This window comes from Paenibacillus plantarum, from assembly GCF_013141695.1.
Classification (GTDB): domain Bacteria; phylum Bacillota; class Bacilli; order Paenibacillales; family NBRC-103111; genus Paenibacillus_E; species Paenibacillus_E plantarum.
The window spans coordinates 465686-484168 of sequence record NZ_WHNY01000075.1; the positions used below are offsets into that span (position 1 = coordinate 465686).

At 43.8% G+C, this 18483-nt stretch carries 16 protein-coding genes and 1 other annotated feature; of the genes, 11 read left to right on the forward strand and 5 right to left on the reverse strand.

What is annotated here, in order from left to right:
* The 4 genes from GC096_RS30140 (at position 1) to GC096_RS30155 (ending at position 3055) form a co-directional block, all read left to right on the forward strand.
* Positions 1 to 543, forward strand: a complete 543-nt coding sequence (locus GC096_RS30140; protein ID WP_171635485.1) for a type 1 glutamine amidotransferase domain-containing protein — start codon at positions 1 to 3, stop codon at positions 541 to 543.
* A gap of 124 nt (positions 544 to 667) precedes the next feature.
* Positions 668 to 1075 carry a hypothetical protein gene (locus tag GC096_RS30145; RefSeq protein ID WP_171635487.1) on the forward strand — a complete coding sequence of 136 codons (408 nt, stop codon included), beginning with the start codon at positions 668 to 670 and terminating at the stop codon, positions 1073 to 1075.
* A 180-nt stretch (positions 1076 to 1255) separates the two neighbouring features.
* Positions 1256 to 2263 (forward strand): catabolite control protein A, encoded by a 1008-nt coding sequence (ccpA, locus tag GC096_RS30150; RefSeq protein WP_056612480.1) that lies wholly within the window; start codon positions 1256 to 1258, stop codon positions 2261 to 2263.
* Between the two features lie 90 nt (positions 2264 to 2353).
* On the forward strand, positions 2354 to 3055 hold the full coding sequence (locus GC096_RS30155) for a 5'-methylthioadenosine/adenosylhomocysteine nucleosidase (protein WP_171635488.1): 702 nt from the start codon (positions 2354 to 2356) through the stop codon (positions 3053 to 3055).
* A gap of 74 nt (positions 3056 to 3129) precedes the next feature.
* On the opposite strand, the gene GC096_RS30160 is transcribed toward GC096_RS30155, so the two are convergent.
* Both GC096_RS30160 and GC096_RS30165 read right to left on the reverse strand, forming a co-directional pair.
* Positions 3130 to 4311, reverse strand: coding sequence for an acetoin utilization protein AcuC (locus GC096_RS30160; RefSeq protein ID WP_171636188.1), 1182 nt, complete (start codon positions 4309 to 4311; stop codon positions 3130 to 3132).
* A 73-nt stretch (positions 4312 to 4384) separates the two neighbouring features.
* Positions 4385 to 5023, reverse strand: coding sequence for a GNAT family N-acetyltransferase (locus GC096_RS30165; RefSeq protein ID WP_171635490.1), 639 nt, complete (start codon positions 5021 to 5023; stop codon positions 4385 to 4387).
* Positions 5024 to 5342: 319 nt separating this feature from the next.
* Between GC096_RS30165 and acsA the strand changes: the two genes are divergently transcribed.
* Positions 5343 to 7067 carry an acetate--CoA ligase gene (acsA, locus tag GC096_RS30170; RefSeq protein WP_171635492.1) on the forward strand — a complete coding sequence of 575 codons (1725 nt, stop codon included), beginning with the start codon at positions 5343 to 5345 and terminating at the stop codon, positions 7065 to 7067.
* Between the two features lie 111 nt (positions 7068 to 7178).
* On the opposite strand, the gene GC096_RS30175 is transcribed toward acsA, so the two are convergent.
* Entirely contained in the window at positions 7179 to 10346 is a 3168-nt protein-coding gene (locus GC096_RS30175; protein WP_171635500.1) for a transglycosylase domain-containing protein, read from the reverse strand.
* A gap of 127 nt (positions 10347 to 10473) precedes the next feature.
* Positions 10474 to 10864: a binding site (T-box leader), on the forward strand.
* Between the two features lie 52 nt (positions 10865 to 10916).
* Between GC096_RS30175 and tyrS the strand changes: the two genes are divergently transcribed.
* Positions 10917 to 12179: a tyrosine--tRNA ligase gene (gene tyrS / locus GC096_RS30180; RefSeq protein ID WP_171635501.1), complete on the forward strand. Its 1263-nt coding sequence runs from the start codon at positions 10917 to 10919 to the stop codon at positions 12177 to 12179.
* 54 nt (positions 12180 to 12233) lie between these two features.
* Here the strand turns inward: tyrS and rpsD are convergent, their stop codons facing one another.
* Positions 12234 to 12833: a 30S ribosomal protein S4 gene (gene rpsD, locus GC096_RS30185; RefSeq protein WP_056612460.1), complete on the reverse strand. Its 600-nt coding sequence runs from the start codon at positions 12831 to 12833 to the stop codon at positions 12234 to 12236.
* A 352-nt stretch (positions 12834 to 13185) separates the two neighbouring features.
* Between rpsD and GC096_RS30190 the strand changes: the two genes are divergently transcribed.
* From GC096_RS30190 to GC096_RS30205, 4 genes are all read left to right on the forward strand, one after another.
* Complete coding sequence (locus GC096_RS30190; RefSeq protein WP_246303053.1) at positions 13186 to 15171, forward strand: diguanylate cyclase; 1986 nt, start codon at positions 13186 to 13188, stop codon at positions 15169 to 15171.
* 202 nt (positions 15172 to 15373) lie between these two features.
* Positions 15374 to 16057: a TVP38/TMEM64 family protein gene (locus tag GC096_RS30195; protein WP_246303055.1), complete on the forward strand. Its 684-nt coding sequence runs from the start codon at positions 15374 to 15376 to the stop codon at positions 16055 to 16057.
* Between the two features lie 116 nt (positions 16058 to 16173).
* Positions 16174 to 16422 carry an HPr family phosphocarrier protein gene (locus tag GC096_RS30200; RefSeq protein WP_056612449.1) on the forward strand — a complete coding sequence of 83 codons (249 nt, stop codon included), beginning with the start codon at positions 16174 to 16176 and terminating at the stop codon, positions 16420 to 16422.
* A gap of 123 nt (positions 16423 to 16545) precedes the next feature.
* Positions 16546 to 16833: an Fpa/YlaN family protein gene (locus tag GC096_RS30205; protein ID WP_056612445.1), complete on the forward strand. Its 288-nt coding sequence runs from the start codon at positions 16546 to 16548 to the stop codon at positions 16831 to 16833.
* Between the two features lie 36 nt (positions 16834 to 16869).
* On the opposite strand, the gene cax is transcribed toward GC096_RS30205, so the two are convergent.
* Positions 16870 to 17916 (reverse strand): calcium/proton exchanger, encoded by a 1047-nt coding sequence (gene cax / locus GC096_RS30210; RefSeq protein ID WP_171635502.1) that lies wholly within the window; start codon positions 17914 to 17916, stop codon positions 16870 to 16872.
* Between the two features lie 162 nt (positions 17917 to 18078).
* Between cax and GC096_RS30215 the strand changes: the two genes are divergently transcribed.
* Positions 18079 to 18456: an Asp23/Gls24 family envelope stress response protein gene (locus GC096_RS30215; protein WP_056612440.1), complete on the forward strand. Its 378-nt coding sequence runs from the start codon at positions 18079 to 18081 to the stop codon at positions 18454 to 18456.
* Positions 18457 to 18483: the final 27 nt, after the last annotated feature.

An 18483-nucleotide genomic window follows, 5' to 3' on the forward strand; every position in this document is an offset into this window, starting at 1 on the left:
ATGGAGTTAGCAGGTTTGAAGGTGCTAGCCTTCGTTGATGAAGAATTTGAAGATTTGGAAATGTGGTATCCTGTCTACCGGTTGCGTGAAGCAGGCGCAATTGTAGATATCGTTGGACCTAAAGCAAAAACTGTCTATCATGGCAAATATGGCGTACCCATCACGACGGATTATGCGTTCGATGAAGTGAAATCTTCGGAGTATGTCGGTCTTTATGTACCTGGTGGTTGGGCACCTGACAAGCTTCGTCGTTATGCTGATGTGCTTAGACTTACGCAGGAGTTTCATGCGGATGTGAAGCCTATCGCGCAGATTTGTCATGCAGGCTGGGTTTTGATTTCTGCCAAAATCGTTCAAGGTTACACGATGACGTCCACGCCAGGCATTCGCGATGATATCGAAAATGCTGGGGCCATTTGGCTTGATGAAGAGGTAGTGGTGGATCGCAATATCATTTCAGGGCGTAGACCACCTGATCTTCCGGCATTTTCCAAACGTTTTGTGGATGAAATTATCTCCTTTAGCAAACAACTGCAAAAGTAACATCTCTCTTCCATAGGTGGCAAAAACTACTATGTATTGATCAGAAGGAAATCTGATGACATCGTAGAATAACATAGTACAAGCAACTAATGTACATGCCGCCTGTCAGTGAAGGAGTGTTAGAATGCAAAAGTATTGTAAGTGCGGACGCACGATGAACCTTCGTCTGCGCACGGTTATTTATCAAAGTAAAGTAGATATTGAGAATGTTCCTATCTATTCCTGTGAGGGCTGTGGACGAAGTGAGGTTGTACCTCATGTAAAGCCTGAACTCACCGGTCTGATCGGTAAGCTGGGTAGTAAACCAGAGAAGCAGCAATTCTTCTTCCATGAAGTTTCGGAGGTTGCCTTTCTGCTGTTAAAAGTAACAGAAAAAGAGCGTATGAATGATTCTATGGAGAAAATTGTGGAGGAACGAATCAATGAGCTGTTGGACATCTTGTTGCTAGCGCAATCGCTAGGCGATGAGCCATGGGCTGAGGAAATTCGTAAACGGTTATCGCAAATCACTCAAAGCGCAATTTCAACCTAAAAATGGGCTGCCAATCTCGACAAGAGGTTGGCATTTATTCTATTTGTGACCCTTTTGAAAATAAAATGAAAATTATTTTCAAAGCATTTTCATTTTGCATTGCAAGATGGATTAATTTGTCGTATCATAACGATAATATACTAGGTTCGCAGAATACTTGTGAAAATGGAGAGAGTAACCGTGACCGTAACCATTTATGATGTAGCGAGAGAAGCAGGCGTTTCCATGGCAACCGTATCTCGGGTCGTTAATAATAACCCGAACGTGAAGCCGCAAACACGTAAGAAAGTTTTTGAAGCGATTGAACGATTGGGTTACCGTCCAAATGCGGTAGCTAGAGGATTAGCAAGTAAAAAGACGACAACAGTAGGCGTTGTTATTCCCGATATATCCAATTCTATTTTTGCTGAAGTAGCGCGTGGAATTGAGGATATTGCGAATATGTACCATTACAATATTATTTTGTGTAATGCGGACAAGAAGAAAGAGAAAGAAATTCGTGTAATCAACACGTTGCTTGAGAAACAAGTTGATGGGCTGCTCTTCATGGGTGGTGTTGTGACGGAAGAACATATTCAAGCTTTCCGTACTTCTTCCGTTCCGGTTGTCCTATGTGGCACGAAGGATGAGAATCAAGCGATGGCATCCGTTGATATTGATCATGAGGCAGCTGCCTTTGATGCAGTGAACGTATTGATTGAAGCAGGGCATCGCGATATTGCCATGATTTCTGGAACTCTACAGGATCCAGCGAATGGCTTCGCTAGATATCAAGGTTACAAACGTGCGCTTGAAACGGCTGGCATTCCTGTACGTGATGAGTATGTACGGATTGGAAATTACCGTTATGAGTCAAGCGTAGATGCAGTCAACTATTTCTTGGAGCTTTCTCCTAGACCGTCCGCCATTTTCTCGGCAACGGATGAAATGGCGATTGGCGCTATTCATACGATTCAAGACAATGGGCTTCGCGTTCCTGAAGATATCGCAGTAATCAGTGTGGATAATATCCGTATGGCCTCCATGGTTAGACCGACATTAACGACGGTCGCTCAACCGATGTATGATATCGGAGCTGTATCGATGCGACTACTGACGAAGCTGATGAATAAAGAATCAACAGAAAATATGCAAGTTATTTTACCGCATGAAATCATTAATCGTCATTCGGTTAAAGCCCGAGCTTAAGTGAAAAATAAACCTCTAATCGTGTCCTTCCATCCTGGAAGAGATGCGATAGAGGTTTTCTCATGTAGGAAGAGAGAGAGGGAAATTAATATGACTTGGAACAAAATCGCACTCATTGGAGCAATGAATGAAGAAATTGAGCTGCTCGTTGCTCATATGACAGATATAACCGAAACGGTAAAAGCAGGCATTACCTTTCGAGAAGGTACTTATTTCGGTAAAGATGTCGTTGTCTGTCGTACAGGCGTTGGGAAAGTGAATGCTGCAGTAACCACGCAAATTCTAATTGATCAGTTCGGTGTAAAAGCAATTATCTTCACAGGTGTAGCTGGGGCCTTAGATCCTGAGTTGCAAATTGGCGATCTAGTTATTTCCACGGAGTGTGTACAACACGATATGGACGTGACAGCACTAGGATTTCCACGCGGCGTCATTCCGTACGCTGAGAACTCAGTGTACACAGCTGATCGCAAACTCGTAGAGTTAGCCGTAGCTTCGGGAGAGAAATTGTTTGCAGGTAAAGTAAAGCAGGGTAGAGTGCTGTCAGGCGATCAATTCATTGCAAGCCGAGAAGTAGTAGCAAGTCTGTATCAAGAGTTGAACGGTGTTTGTGTGGAGATGGAAGGATCCTCCGTTGCGCAAGTATGTGCGATGAATGGAATTCCTTATGTTGTCTTGCGCTCCATGTCCGACAAAGCAGATGGTTCTGCACATGTGAATTTCGCGGAGTTTACGGTGATAGCATCGGAGAATTCGTATAAAATGGTTGAAGATATGGTGAAGCACCTGTAAAACAGCTGCTGTCCATGAAGAAAGCTCAGAGCATCGCCTAATTGGCGGTGATCTGAGCTTTTCTTTGGAATGAATTATTTCAAATACATCATCGCCAGTTCCTTGGTCTGTCGATTCTTCTCGGTGATCACCTGGCGCCTTGGAATCGGCGCCCAAGCTTCAACCGGGTCGAGCCACGTCTCCACGAGTGGGACGGGGCTCTTGCCCTGCCAGGCGTCTAGCCACGCCTGGGGCAGCCTCAGCTGAGGCTCCGCCTCCAGCTGACTCATTATCGCCTGCTCGCTCATCACGAGCCAGAGCAGGCTCCAAGCCCGCGGTACGACACGCCAGATGTCGTACCCGCCGCCCCCGAGCGCGACCCACCGACCTTCGCACCACTGGTGCGCAAGTCGATGGATAAGCTCGGGCATGGCCTTGTACACGCGCATGGAGCAATGTACATGCGCGAGCGGGTCGAAAGCATGGGCGTCGCACCCATGCTGCGAGATGATGACGTCCGGCTGGAAGCGGGCGATCAGCTCGGTTAGCACCTCGCTGAAACATTCCAGCCAAGAATCATCCTCGGTGTAAGGTTCCACCGGGATGTTTACATTCGTTCCGAACGCGTCGCCTTCTCCGCGTTCGTTCACAGCCCCAGTGCCGGGGAATAAATATTTCCCCGTCTCATGAATGGACAACGTGCCGACCTGCGGGTCGGCGTAGAAACTCCACTGCACGCCATCGCCGTGGTGTACGTCTGTGTCGATGTAGAGCACCTTAGCGCCATACTTCTCTTTGGCATAGGCGATCGCCGCAGACGCATCATTATAGACGCAGAAGCCCGCACCCTTGCTCTGCAGGGCATGGTGGAGGCCGCCGCCTAAATGTAAGGCATGAGGTGCTTGGCCGGACATAACGAGGTCTACGGCAAGGATAGAGCCGCCTACGACCTTCGCAGTGATGTCATGCATCCCTGGGAAGTAGGGTGTATCGTCTGTGTCGAGACCGAAACGGGCCGCTTCACGCACCCAGCGTTCCTCAGGAACAGGAACACTTAACGCTTTCACCGCCTCGATATAAGCAGCTGAATGCACCCGCAAGAGTTCTGCATCAGTCGCTGAGCGAGACGTAAGTACCGCATTGTCTGGAAGAGCGCCAGATTTACGTAGTAAATCGACGGTCATGATGAGACGATCCTGATTGAAGGGATGCGTATCATTAAATTTATATTGAATCTCTTGATCATCATAGATAAACACAGGTTCCGTAAACTTCATGTCCATTTCCAAATTCCCCCGAATTGGCTAACAATTTCGTTTGAAGATCTGCTGCTAACTGCATCTCATGGAGCTAATACATAAAGCGCTGCTGAAAACGCACGCGATCAAACTGCTCGACGGACGAGATAGGTACTTGCTTCCCGATCCTCACCATCAGACAATTGGCGGGATGTGAGCAAATTTCTGGATCATCGGTGGCAAACCAGATCATATCGATGCTTTTCATGAGCTTTTCCATCATTTGACGATATTCCCAAACGGTTAATTTACTCGTTTCCAAATCCCAATGCCAATAATATTCGGTAGTGAAGCAAATGACATTTTCCATTTGATCATCTTCAAATGCAAGCTGAATCATCTTTTTGCCTAAACCAATCGATCTGTAATCATCAGCGACCTCAATCGCGCCGAGTTCAATTAAATCCTTCATATTGCCTTGTGACCATCGCTCAATTTCATCTGCGTAATGGAAGGTAACGTAACCGACGATGGTGGATCCATCTCTCGCAAGGATGATTCGTCCTTCAGGCAACCCAGCGATCTCGATGAGTGCTTCGAGTTGTTCTTTCGGCCTCCGGAAGGCGTCGAGCTTCGTGTGCATGGTGAGTTCCTGCAATTTTTCTGGTGAAACGGGACCCTCAATTATAATTTCAGGTTGATCGGGAGCAGTGCGCAAGCTTTGTGAGTGGTAGATCTTGATATGCTGCATAACTTTTGCTCTCCTTCTAAAAAACAGCATGATGGGCGTTTCCTTTACTAAAAATATAAGCGTTTATATGTTTCACAGAATTAGGTTGGCTATATTTCTCCATAAACACTGTGAGAAGTACATGAAAGACGGTGTAGTCATTTATTTTGGATTCCTAGTAATTTTATACCAAACTTTTGTTTGAAATCATAGCAAAACTTAAACATAGGCGAAATATTCTGAGTATGTTATAATAGAACATGTCAAAAATCGATCACATTTTGCTCGAATTCATCAGTAAAGTGAAAGCGGTTTATTTCGTGAGGAGGGTTTTACGTTTATGGATCAAATTAAAGATGAACTCATTAAATCAGTATCCCTTAATCCAAACATGGCTAATTACGAACAAACACATGCGTCATTTGATTGGGCAGACATCGAGAAAAACTTCTCCTGGTACGAAACAGGTAAAGTGAATATGGCCTATGAGGCCATTGACCGTCATGCGGAAGGCGGAAAGAAAGACAAAATTGCTTTATATTACAGCGACAGCACACGTGATGAAGCAATTACTTTTGGACAAATGAAGGAAAGATCCAACCAGTTTGGTAATGTGCTTAGAAATCTAGGCATTGGCAAAGGTGAGCGAGTTTTCATTTTCATGCCGCGGACACCTGAACTGTATTATTCTTTACTGGGATCGCTCAAAGTAGGTGCGGTTGTTGGACCACTTTTTGAAGCGTTCATGGAAACTGCGGTTCGAGATCGTTTGGCAGATAGTGAAGCGGTTGCGATTATCACGACGCCTAGCCAATTATCACGTGTGCCGTATAGTGAACTTCCACACCTTAAGCATGTGATCCTTGTAGGGGAGAACATTGAGCTTGGTGAAGGACAAGTTGATTATCATAAAGAAATGGCAAACGCTTCTACAGAGCTTGAGATTGAATGGTTGGAACGTGAAGATGGATTAATTATTCATTATACATCCGGGTCAACTGGCAAACCGAAAGGCGTATTCCACGTTCAAAATGCGATGTTGCAGCACTATTATACGGGACAAATTGTCCTTGATTTGAAAGAAGATGACATCTATTGGTGTACAGCAGATCCAGGTTGGGTAACAGGGACTTCCTATGGGATCTTCGCTCCTTGGTTGAATGGTGCGACGAATGTAATCCGCGGAGGACGTTTCAGTCCACAGGATTGGTACAATACACTTCAGAAATATAAAGTAACCGTTTGGTACAGTGCGCCAACTGCTTTCCGTATGTTGATGGGGGCAGGCGATGATGTTTCTGCAAGCTATGATTTATCCGCACTTCGTCATGTATTGAGTGTTGGAGAACCATTGAACCCGGAAGTCGTTAGATGGGGTATGAAGGTCTATAATCAACGTATTCATGATACGTGGTGGATGACAGAGACAGGCGGACAGTTGATTTGTAACTATCCTTCTATGACGATTAAACCAGGCTCTATGGGTCGTCCAATTCCAGGTGTTGATGCTGCCATTATCGATGATGCAGGTAATATTCTGCCTCCGAATCGGATGGGGAACCTCGCGATCAAAACGCCTTGGCCATCGATGATGCGTAAAATTTGGAACAACCCGGCTAAGTATGAAGAGTACTTCCGTTTGTCAGGATGGTACGTTTCCGGAGATTCCGCATATCAAGATGAGGATGGTTACTTCTGGTTCCAAGGCCGTGTGGATGATGTTATCAACACAGCAGGTGAGCGCGTAGGTCCATTTGAAGTCGAAAGCAAGCTTGTTGAGCATCCAGCTGTTGCTGAAGCAGGGGTTATCGGCAAGCCAGACCCTATGCGTGGCGAGATCATCAAAGCGTTTATCGCGTTGCGTGAAGGTTTTGTTGCTTCTGATGAACTGAAAGCTGAAATTTCTAAGTTCGTCAAGGAAGGCCTTTCTGCGCATGCGGCACCGCGTGAGATTGAATTCAAGGACAAGTTGCCCAAAACACGCAGTGGGAAGATCATGCGCCGTGTGCTTAAAGCATGGGAGCTTAACCTTCCGACAGGTGACTTATCGACAATTGAAGATTAATTAGGTTCATCCCAAGCTTTCTCCGTACCCTTAGTGGTGCAGAGAAAGCTTTTTTTTGTGCATCAAAAAAAAGAAGAACCTGGCAGCAGCCAGGTTCTTCTTCAATGACGCTTATTTATTATAAGCGATGGTGGCAGAGAATTTAGACTCTCCAGCTTCATTAATGGCTGTTATTTTATAATAGCCATTGAAAGCTGCCGCGTAGTAATGGAATTCAGTTCCATTCTCAACAGTGCCTAGTTTCGTGTAAGTGCCCTTTTCTTTATCGCTAAAATACACGACATACTGTTTAACTTTGTCTTTGGCATCATTCGCTTTCCAGGTTAGGACAAGTGAAGCTTCTTCAGCCTTTGCCTTGATACCCGTAGGTGCAGCAGGAGCATCCTTGGATACCGGCTTGCCCGTAGGAGTACCAGCTCCTGTTCCCGTTCCTGTTCCCGTTCCACCATTCGTTGGTCCTGGTGATGGTGATGGTATGATAAGATCTTTCAGTGGATTGCCATTGCTATCGACACCAGGGATGATGAATGAATCTAGAGAGCTGCCATCCGTATAAGAGGACCGGCTTGGTGTGGATTCTTTACCTGCTACATCAACAGCAGTGACATAGTAGCCTGTTATAGCTGCCGTTTGAAGTTGATCAACAAACTTCGCTTCAGCACCTGCCATCACGACTTTTCCACCCATGAGCTGGAACTTGCCTTGATTATCTGAACGGTAAATGCGATAGCCTACGATATCTGCATCCGTGTTCGGTTGGAAGGTAATTGTCGCCGTATCGCCGGATTTGACTGTCACGACGTTCTGAGGCGGTGGAGGTACTTTCCCATCGTCAACCCTTGGATCAGCTTCGGAAGGAGCATCTACGTCGTAATCAGTTGGTTTATAGAAATCGATAGGCTTTCTGCTTTTCTCAGGAAGCTTTTGCATCGCTTCATCGATTTCTTTTAATAATTGCGTGATTGATTTTTGTCGTTTAATAACGACTTTCTCTTGTACGAAATCAGCAGGTGTCGTTTCTTGAGCGACGTAATTGAGTCCATTAAGAGAGCTGATTTTCATTTTAACCATGACATTATCTGTTTGTGTCGGCAAATATTTTTTGTTGAAAATATCGGTTACCAGATGCTCGGAGCTTGTCGTCAGTTCACTTGGAAGCATGCCGGATAAGCTGGAGACGGTTGATGAAACGATACCATCCGGTTTAGCAAACGTTTTGTTCGGGAAAAGATCTGGTTTTTGCTCGATCGTTTTATTCAAGATGAGCGCCCAAATATCTTTTGCATGGTTGGTTTGACCTGTTTTGGAAGACAGTTTATTAATCGGCTGATCATAACCGATCCAGACACCGACTGTTACATCAGGGGTGAAGCCCATGAACCAAGCATCAGCATCATCCTGTGTGGAGCCTGTTTTTCCAGAGATCTCGATTTTGCCGTATGATTTGAATTTTTTCATGAGATCAGTAGCTGTCCCTTGGCTAGCATTGCTAATGACGGTTTTCATCATATCGGTTATTAGGTAAGCCGTTTGCGGCGAGTACACCGTTTGAGGCTTCTGTTCATGAGCATAAATGATTTTGCCGTTCGAATCTTTAATTTCACGAATTAAGAATGGTGCATTAAATGCGCCTTTATTCGGAATAGATGCATACGCACCTGCTAATTCCTTGACCGAGGTTCCGCGACTTAAACCACCTATAACACCCGTTTGTGCGACATTATCCTCTTTGGTAAGAGACGTAATACCTAGTTTCTTAGCGAAATCCCATGCTTGCGTAATGCCTACTTTATTGAGGAATATATCGATAGCTGGAATATTATAGGATTGATTTAAAGCTCTTCTGGCAGTCATCAGGCCATGGAATTTATGGTCCCAGTTCTCAGGTAAATGGAAGCCTTTGACACCATCTTTGAGAATGATTGGGATATCATCTACGATGGTGGCAGGCTGCAAGACCCCTTTTTCGAGTGCAGGGATATAAGCGGCAATTGGCTTCATTGTAGATCCGGGCTGTCTATAGGCTTGTGTAGCGTGATTCAATTGCTCATCGAAGAAGTCGCGGCCCTCAATCATTCCTTTGATGGCTCCCGTTTTGGAATCGATCATAATGGCACCTACCTGCTCAATGCCGCCTTTTTTCTCATCCGTTGGTGCGAAATTCTTCTCATTGCTTGAGATCTCATGCATTGAATCATAAATTGTTTTATCAATCGTGGTGTAGATTTGATAACCGCCGCGTAATAGCTGTGTATGTATGTTTTTGAGAGCTTCATTATAAGCGGCTTGGTTCGTCTTCGGATCAAGCTCGGGATGTTGAAGCTTCAATAAAATTTCAGATGCTTCCTGCTCGGTCTCAATCATTAGATAAGGGTAAGTCGTATAGGCTTTTTGAGCTGCGGCCGGCATGGAAGCTTTGAGATCGAATTTCAAGGCATCTTGATATTGATCATTGGTGATTTTGTTTTCTTCCATCATCCGTTTTAATACTAACTGCTGTCTCGTTACCGCTTTTTTGAAGCCATCCTCATCGAAAGCCGGCTTGCTTGTAAAAGCCGAATATTGCGATGGAGATTGAGGTAATCCGGCTAAATACGCAGCTTGTGCAATATTCAATTTGGCTAAATCGTCGATATTGAACAGACCTTTGGCAGCGGCTTTGATGCCGTAGAGATTATAGCCAGTCGCCCCATTGCCGTATGGGATTTTGTTTAGGTATGCTAGTAAAATTTCATCCTTCGACATGATGCGTTCCATCCGAAGTGCAAGCAACAACTCTCTTGCTTTACGGCCGTCATCGCGATCTAATGTGAGGAAAACACGTCTAGCTAGCTGTTGCGTGATTGTACTTCCACCGGTTTGTACATCTTCATTCAGAAGCTTCTGAGTGACTGCACGGTAGAGACCACGGAAATCGATACCGCGGTGATTGTAGAAATCTTTGTCCTCAATTGCGAGGACTGCGTCTAACAAATTCTGTGGGATATCTTCAAGTTGTGCAAGACGTCGATCTTCTTCGGTTCGTAATTGTCCAATCACAGCATCATCATTGAAATAGGCGAATCCTGTGATGGCATTCTCTTGCATTTGTTGTCGAATCGAATCTTCGCTGCGGATTGGATCTTTTTTGACAAGTGCACTTACATATCCGAAAGCGGCGGATCCACCTAGCAGGCCAGCCAAAAACACACAAATAATGGCCCATTTTAATGAAATTCCAATTACTTTAAATGTCGTTCTTACCCAGGGGCGATTCCATTTCGCGAAAAAATTGCGCATAAGTTCCAATATCCTCCTTACATGAACCCTAATAGTATATCATAATTGCTCCTTTTGCGGTAATGCTGATGGGAGAAAGGTTCAGTTCTAGGTTTGACAAGCATCAGATTCCTGTGTTATAACAAGAACAAATGCGTTGATGGATCAGCAGTAGGTAGCTTGTGGATGCTTTCAGAGAGCCGGTGGAGGGTGCGAACCGGTACCTGCAGGTTAGTGAATTACGGTCTTGAGCAGTAAATGGGAACCTGCAGGAATGTGCCTGCACAAGTAGTATTTACCGATTAAACCTCGTTATCGGTTCTTGAGTGAAAATAGCACGCCGTGCCTACGACTTTGGTTACCACAATAGAAAATATAAGTTTTCGGCTTCCGAAAACGTCTTTCTATTTGGCGATAAAACCATCATCTAAACGCGGTCGCTCATCTTTGGATGGCCTCGATAGAGGTTTTCTCATAGATGTACGTAAATGCTGTTTTAATTAGGGTGGTACCGCGAGTCAAGTCTTCTCGTCCCTTTGGGATAAGAAGGCTTTTTTTGTTTTTTCATTTCATAATAAAGGATGGTTGTACATGAGTATTCTGAAGGATTTAGAGTTTCGCGGTTTGCTGCATCAAATTACGGATAGAGAAGGTTTGGATAAAAAGCTGAGTGAAGAGCGCGTAGTCCTATACTGCGGCTTTGATCCGACAGCGGATAGCTTGCATATCGGCAGTTTGCTTCCTATTTTAACATTGCGTAGATTCCAGCTTGCTGGACATGTTCCTTTAGCTTTGGTTGGCGGTGGAACGGGGCTGATTGGTGATCCGAGTGGTAAAGCGAATGAACGTACCTTGAACGGCCCTGAAGTTGTTGAGGCATGGTCTCAAAGTATTAAAAATCAGCTCTCACGATTCCTTGATTTCTCAATTGAAATTGAAAACAGTGCGGAGTTAGTGAACAATTACGATTGGTTAGGCTCTCTGAATGTGATTGAATTCTTACGCGATGTTGGCAAAAACTTTACTGTGAACTACATGTTAGCTAAGGATTCTGTAGATTCACGTATTACGAAAGGAATTTCGTTTACAGAGTTCAGTTACATGATTCTTCAATCCTATGATTTCTTGAAGTTAAATGAAACGAAGAACTGCTCTGTTCAAATTGGTGGAAGTGACCAATGGGGGAATATTACGGCTGGACTTGAGCTTATCGGCAAATCAACAACGGATCGCCGCGCTTTTGGTGTGACATTACCGCTTGTTACGAAGAGCGATGGGCAGAAGTTTGGTAAAACGGAAGGCGGAGCTATTTGGCTGGATGCAAGCAAAACATCACCGTATCAGTTCTACCAATTTTGGTTAGGAACTGCGGACAATGATGTTATCCGATTCCTGAAATATTTCACGTTTGAATCCCAAGAAGAAATCGAACGACTTGAAGCTGAAGTTGTCGCACAGCCAGGGAAGAGAGAAGCTCAGAAAGTGCTGGCTCGCGAAGTTACGAAGCTTGTTCATGGGGGGGAGGCGCTGGAGAGTGCGCTTAATATTACTTCTGCCTTATTCAGTGGGGATATTCAGTCACTATCACGTGTTGAAATTGAAGAAGCGTTCAAGGATGTACCTTCTACAACATTAGAGCAAGATGACGTTGCGCTGATTGATCTTCTTATTTCTGTGGGAGCAGCACCATCCAAACGCCAATCGCGTCAAGACATTGAAAGCGGAGCGGTCACAGTGAACGGCGTTAAGGTGACGGATCTGGAAGCAACGACGAAACAATTGGGTCGACTAGGTGATTCCTATCTGATTATTCGCCGTGGTAAGAAGAATTACTTCCTCGTCAAATTTGAATAAAGCTTAAGCAACAAAATAACCCCCTTAGGGAAATCCCTAAGGGGGTTGCTTTTATTAACGGCTGTAGAACTCGACGATTTGTTTTTCGTCAATTTCTTGTGGAAGCTCGGAACGTTCTGGTAAACGGATGTATTTACCTTCTACGCTTGCGTCGTTAAACTCAAGGTAAGTTGGAAGGTAGTTACGGTTAGCAAGAGCTTCTTTCACAGTGGAAAGGCCTTTGCTTCTTTCACGAAGGGAAATCACATCACCAGTGGATACGATGTAAGAAGCGATGTCAACTTTTTTGCCGTTCACAGTTACGTGACCATGAGCAACGAGTTGACGTGCACCTGCACGGGAGTTGGAAAGACCAAGACGGTAAACCAAGTTGTCTAGGCGGCTTTCAAGCAATACCATGAAGTTTTCACCGGCAATACCTTTAAGCTTGGAAGCTTTGTCGAACAAGTTGCGGAATTGTTTCTCGTTCAAACCGTACATGTGACGAAGTTTTTGCTTCTCGTTCAATTGTACACCATAACCGCTCATTTTTTTGCGTTGTCCTGGGCCATGCTGACCTGGAGGGAATGGGCGTTTCAAGTCTTTACCGTTACCACTTAGGGAAATACCAACACGGCGGCTTAATTTAAATTTAGGTCCTGTATAACGTGACATTTAGGGAAAACTCCTTCTCATGACAATTAGTTTAGTAAATAGCATCTAGATGTCAGGGTGAAGACAAGTGCCCGATTTTGCTAACGAATCATAAAGTGATTCCCTGTCAAGAGTAGTTCAGCCGCTGTCTTGGCAGGAGCAAAAGCAGTGAGGGTGATCACAAATGGCATTCACCGAAATCATGGTGTTACTCGACTTCTAATTTTATTAAAAACAGGAGCAAGTGTCAAGTCTCTCATCGCAAGAACGAGAGGAAAATATCGTGCAATAGATGTGAAAAAATAGTATGATAGGAGTAAGTGGTTTTTAAATTGGTACTTCAGGACTATTGTTAGAGAGTGAAGGAGAGCCTATGAGTGAACTTCGCAGTATACAAAAGCATAGCCGCACAGAACACTTTGATGTGTTTCTTCGGCAAGGCTTTATACTTTCTGGCAACTTTTCTTACGAGGGTTTGCAGGCAAACCCAAACTTACACCAAGTATTTGAAAACTGGAATCAGCAATTCGGTCCGAACATGCTGCCTTCTCAAACTGCGCTGTTGTGCGCAAACGAGCAATTGTGTGTAATCGATTCTTGTTCGAACGATACGCCTTCGATAGGCAACTACCTGCGATCAGGTAGTTCTTGGAAGGTTGCTGATCAAGGAGATAATCCGCTTGCTCGCTGTGAAAGTGCAGGTTATTTGCAATTGATGAATGGCGATGACTGGCACGTGAGAGAACTGAAAGCGTATTTGATTGCTGTTACGCCAATTTTGGATAATCATGGTAAAGTTCAATTCTATTTAGGTCTTTTTACCCAATCTCGCATAAATATGGAAAATCTAGCACAGTTGCTATATAGTCTTGCACTTTCTTTCCAAAGTTCCATCCAAAATGTTGAAGAACGTAGAAAGTACGATCGTTTAAATAACCTTCATCATTTGAAGGAAATGGAATCTAAGAAGCACGTCATTCTTTTTGAAGCATCCAAGAAACTCCTTGCAAAGATTGATGTGCATTCTGTTTTGACAGAAGTTATTGATTGTTTGGGACGTGTATATCCCAACACGCGTGTAGATTTACTTCTTTCACAAGATAATGATTCAACGAATTTGTCCGTTAAGCCTTTGAACTTCCAACGGACAGAGTCCGATATTCGAACGCGAGCTTTTATGGAAGGTCAAGTTATCTTTGAGCCAACCCTGAGAGGGAGCGCTTCAAGCTCAGGCAACATCGCGGCACCATTATCAGGGAAACAAGGCGTGTATGGTGTTCTGTACATGGAGTTTACGGATGAACTCATTGATGCGTCGGATTTACAATTTATTTCGCTGTTAGCGGACTCTGCAGGTACAGCTTTTGAAAATGCGAAACTGTACGAGCAATCGAATCTGATGATTAACGAATTGCGACTCATTAATGAAATTACCAAGCAGCTTAATCAAAGTTTACGTCTAAATGAAATTTTCAATTCAGCGTCTAGTGAAATTTTAAGTATTTTTGGTGCTGATTATAGTTGTATCCTTCAAAACTCCAAAGATAACGATCAACTTATTGTTCAAGCTACGAACTTACCTGCCATGTTTCATGAAACATTTACGCTTGATCAAGGTTTCTCAGGTCTGATTTACTCATCTAAAGAACCGATCATTATTTCCGACTACTGGAGTAATGATAAAGTGACTTCAAGCTTGATGCAGCGAACGAATTCTCGCTCACTTATTGGTTCGCCTATCCTTGTAAACGGTAACGTAGAAGGGGTAATCCTCATTGTACATCGTTTGCCCAACTTCTTCTCTTATGATAATTATAAGCTCTTGCAAGTGCTCTCAAGCCATATTGGACTAGCCATGACGAACGCCTCCTTGCATGCTGAAGTGAAACGAATGGTGATTACAGATAATTTAACTGGGCTCTATGCTCGGCATTATTTGGATGAACAAGCGAATTTAATGCAGAAGAAAGACTTCTGTGGGTCTCTAATTGTCGTTGATATTGATAATTTCAAGAAAGTAAATGACACTTATGGTCACCAAATTGGTGATAAGATTCTTATTCATGTCAGCCAGATCATCAAGTCCAGTATTAGAGAGATGGATATCGCGGCTAGATGGGGCGGAGAAGAGCTTGCTGTCTATTTGCCTCAAGTGTCTAAGGAACAGGCGATTCGGATTGCAGAGCGCATTCGGAGGCGTGTCATGGAAGAGACGCAGCCTCAAGTTACGGTGTCCTGTGGTGTTTCGGACTGGAACTGGGAAGAGGATAAGATAAGTGTAGAATCACTCTTCTACCGAGCAGATATGGCTCTTTATCAGGCCAAACATAATGGCCGTAATCAAATTCAAATCGGTTGACGCATATTGGTGTTTGTCTTCGGACAAGCACTTTTTTCTTTGTTAATTAGGCAGGTGAAGGGGAGATACAATCGTTTGTATCCAGTTGAACGTATTTCTCTACCCAGTGAGCATGGAGTGAAGATGACGATCACCTGTTTGCTCTTCCTGAACCTGTTGTAACATGTTACAATGATTTGGTCTAAGGGAGGATGGTCGAATTTTGTCGGCATTTAAAAGTAAACGTACAGGACTGCTTATTTGTATTTTTATTGTGCTCGTTGGCTTGCTATATTTCTTCTTCTTTAATCCTATAGGCATTAAACTTGCTCATAGTAATATGCGGCAATTGTCCGGACATTTAAGGGACATTGGCTGGCCCGGTAAAATAATTGGAATGAGTCTGATTTTCTTCCAAACCTTCTTTCCATTTATTCCGTTTGTTCTCGTAGCGGGTACGAACGTTGCGATATTTGGAATAAAAATGGGATTTCTTGTGAACTATGTGATGTCGTGCTTAGGAGCCGTTGCTTCCTTTTATTTTGCACGTTATTATGGACATGCTTGGGTAGAAAAGAAATTAGAGCGTTTTCCGATTGTTACGCAATTTAGCAAGCGGATGGAAAGGCACGGCTTTTTCTATGTACTAATCGGACGTTTAATTCCGATATTGCCATCATCTGCCATTAACTTCTCCGCAGGTTTAACTCGAATGAGATTTCGGCATTTCTTATGGGGCACACTATTGGGGAAATTCCCGATCGTATTTCTGGAGTCGATGATCGCGCATGATCTATTTCATTTTCAGCGGTATAAGGGGAGATTGCTCCTACTGCTCGGGATACTGGTCTTGTTAGTATTCCTAGGAAATAGTGTGAAGAGGGCACTAGCTCCAAAGGCGAAATAAAGGGCTTACATGGAGAATGCAGGAAATTTTGTAGTTGCTTTCCCTTCCTATTCCAAGTTATCATAGAGGAAGTAAGACGACCAACTCATTACGCGACTATAATGGAGGAATGAAATATGCCAAGTGCCAATAATGCAGCAATTGTTGAGATTTCACAAACAGCTAATAAATTCAGATCATCTATCGTTCTTCAATACGACAATAAGTATATCGATGTAAAAAGTATCCTTGGCTTGTTTACGACTCTACTTAGCTCCAGCAACTATGATTTGCACGTTCATGGACCGGATGCTGAAGAAGCGAAAACAGCTATGGCTGAAGTATTTGCGAAGCATAATTTAGGCGTAAACGTCGTTCAAGAGTAGTTTTGAATAGAGAGAAGGTATTCTCAGAATCTCTGAGGGTACCTTCTCTTGTATATTACGGCAATTTCGCTTAATATAGATCATATAGGGACGGATGACTTTGCGTATAGGGGGAAGTTGGGAATGTCTTCATCTGATTTATTGCTGGATATGAATCAAAAGGCGCTTAATCTTCTTCAAGAAGATGCAGATAAAATCGAAAAGCTGATCGAAGTTCAGATGGAAAATTTGACGACACGTCAATGTCCACTTTACGAAGAGGTATTAGATACGCAAATGTACGGACTATCGAGAGAAATTGATTTTGCCATTCGAGCGGGACTGATCTCCGAATTGCCAGGCAAACAAATTCTCAATAAGCTTGAACGTAATCTTGCGCAGCTGTATGAAGCGTTGAACAATAAAAAGTAACCCTGAAGGGTTACTTTTTTGTTTGCATATAGGTATTTAGACTAAGAAGAACACGACACCAAGGATGATATAGACGAACAAGAGAAGAAGTCCTTCATACCAGTTCGTAGATCCATCTTGTGTGATGGATTTGGTTATGAAGACGGCGACGCCGATGGCAGCAATCTCATAGGTGGTAAAGACAATGTTCATTGGCGTACCACTGATGAAGAAGCTGAGAAGGATTAGTACTGGCGCGACGAATAGAGCGATTTGTAAGGAGCTTCCGACTGCAATTTCCACGGCTGCGCCCATTTTATTCTTCATGGCCATCATGACCGCGGCACTATGCTCAGCTGCATTCCCGATAATAGCGATTAGGAATGCACCGACAAATAGGTCGGACAGTCCGAATTTATCTTTAACTTCCTCAATGGTTCCTACTAACCATTCACTTGTAAAGGCAACCATTGCAGTCGCAACGATGAGGAATAGAATCGAGGTGCCTTTGGACCATGGAGCCTCACCATGTTCAATAGCTTCATCAGACAGCACACTTTTGTGGGTTACCATAGAGAAGAGGAGCCAGAGCAGATAAGCCACGATTAGGATAATAGCTACAATCATACTCATGGAGGATGTTTCGTCAGTGGTCAAACCGCGGGAAAATAATGCGGGAATGAAGAGTGCGACAACACCTAGAATCATCAGTGAAGAGTTATGAGAAGCCAATTTAACGTTAAAGGATTGTTCTTTGAACTTTAATCCGCCTGCAAATATGCTGAGCCCAAGAACGAGTAACAAGTTCCCGATGATGGCACCAGTTAGACTGGCTTTGACGACTTCGAATAACCCATCTTTGACTAAGAAGAAAGCAATAATGAGCTCAGCCGCATTTCCGAAGGTAGCATTGAGAAACCCACCCATGCGGTCTCCTGCATAATGTGCAACGCTTTCTGTAGCTTTTCCTAAGAAACCAGCCACAAAAACGATGGCGATACAAGCGATTACGAATTGCAGAGTTGTATTCTGGTGCGTATAATGCACGATTCCGGCTGCTATGAACGAAACTAACAAGCCTATGTAGAACAATTTTCCTTTCAATGGGAACCCTCCGACTCTAATATATTGGAAATTTTTACACTTCTTTTAATATACCTACTTTGCGTACCAATGTAAATTAAAATGGATACCAGCAGGCAGTTCTTGCTTTAAGCTATTGTTCTTATTACAATAGATTTATACCAAGTTTAGGGAGTGATCCGTATGTCCGAAGACAATCAAACTGGCTTAATTCGAATTTCTGATGACGTAGTATCGACCATTGCAGGGCTTGCCGCCTTGGAAACAGCAGGCATCGCGGGCATGTCAGGTGGTATTTCAGAAGGCTTAGCTAAGCGTTTAAGTGGTAAAAATGTGCAGCGTGGCGTTTCTGTTGAGGTAGGACAAGTTGAAGCAGCAATTGATTTACGTGTGATCGTTAAATATGGTTCCCGAATCCAAGATGTTTGCAGAGATCTCCAAGAGAACGTTCGGGAAGCTGTTGAAAATATGACGGGGTTAAACGTTGTGGAAGTCAATGTGAAAGTAGAAGGTGTCGCATTTACCGAAGAAGAAATTGAAGATCAGCTTCGAGTTAAATAAGACCCATAAAAAAAGACCCTATCGACG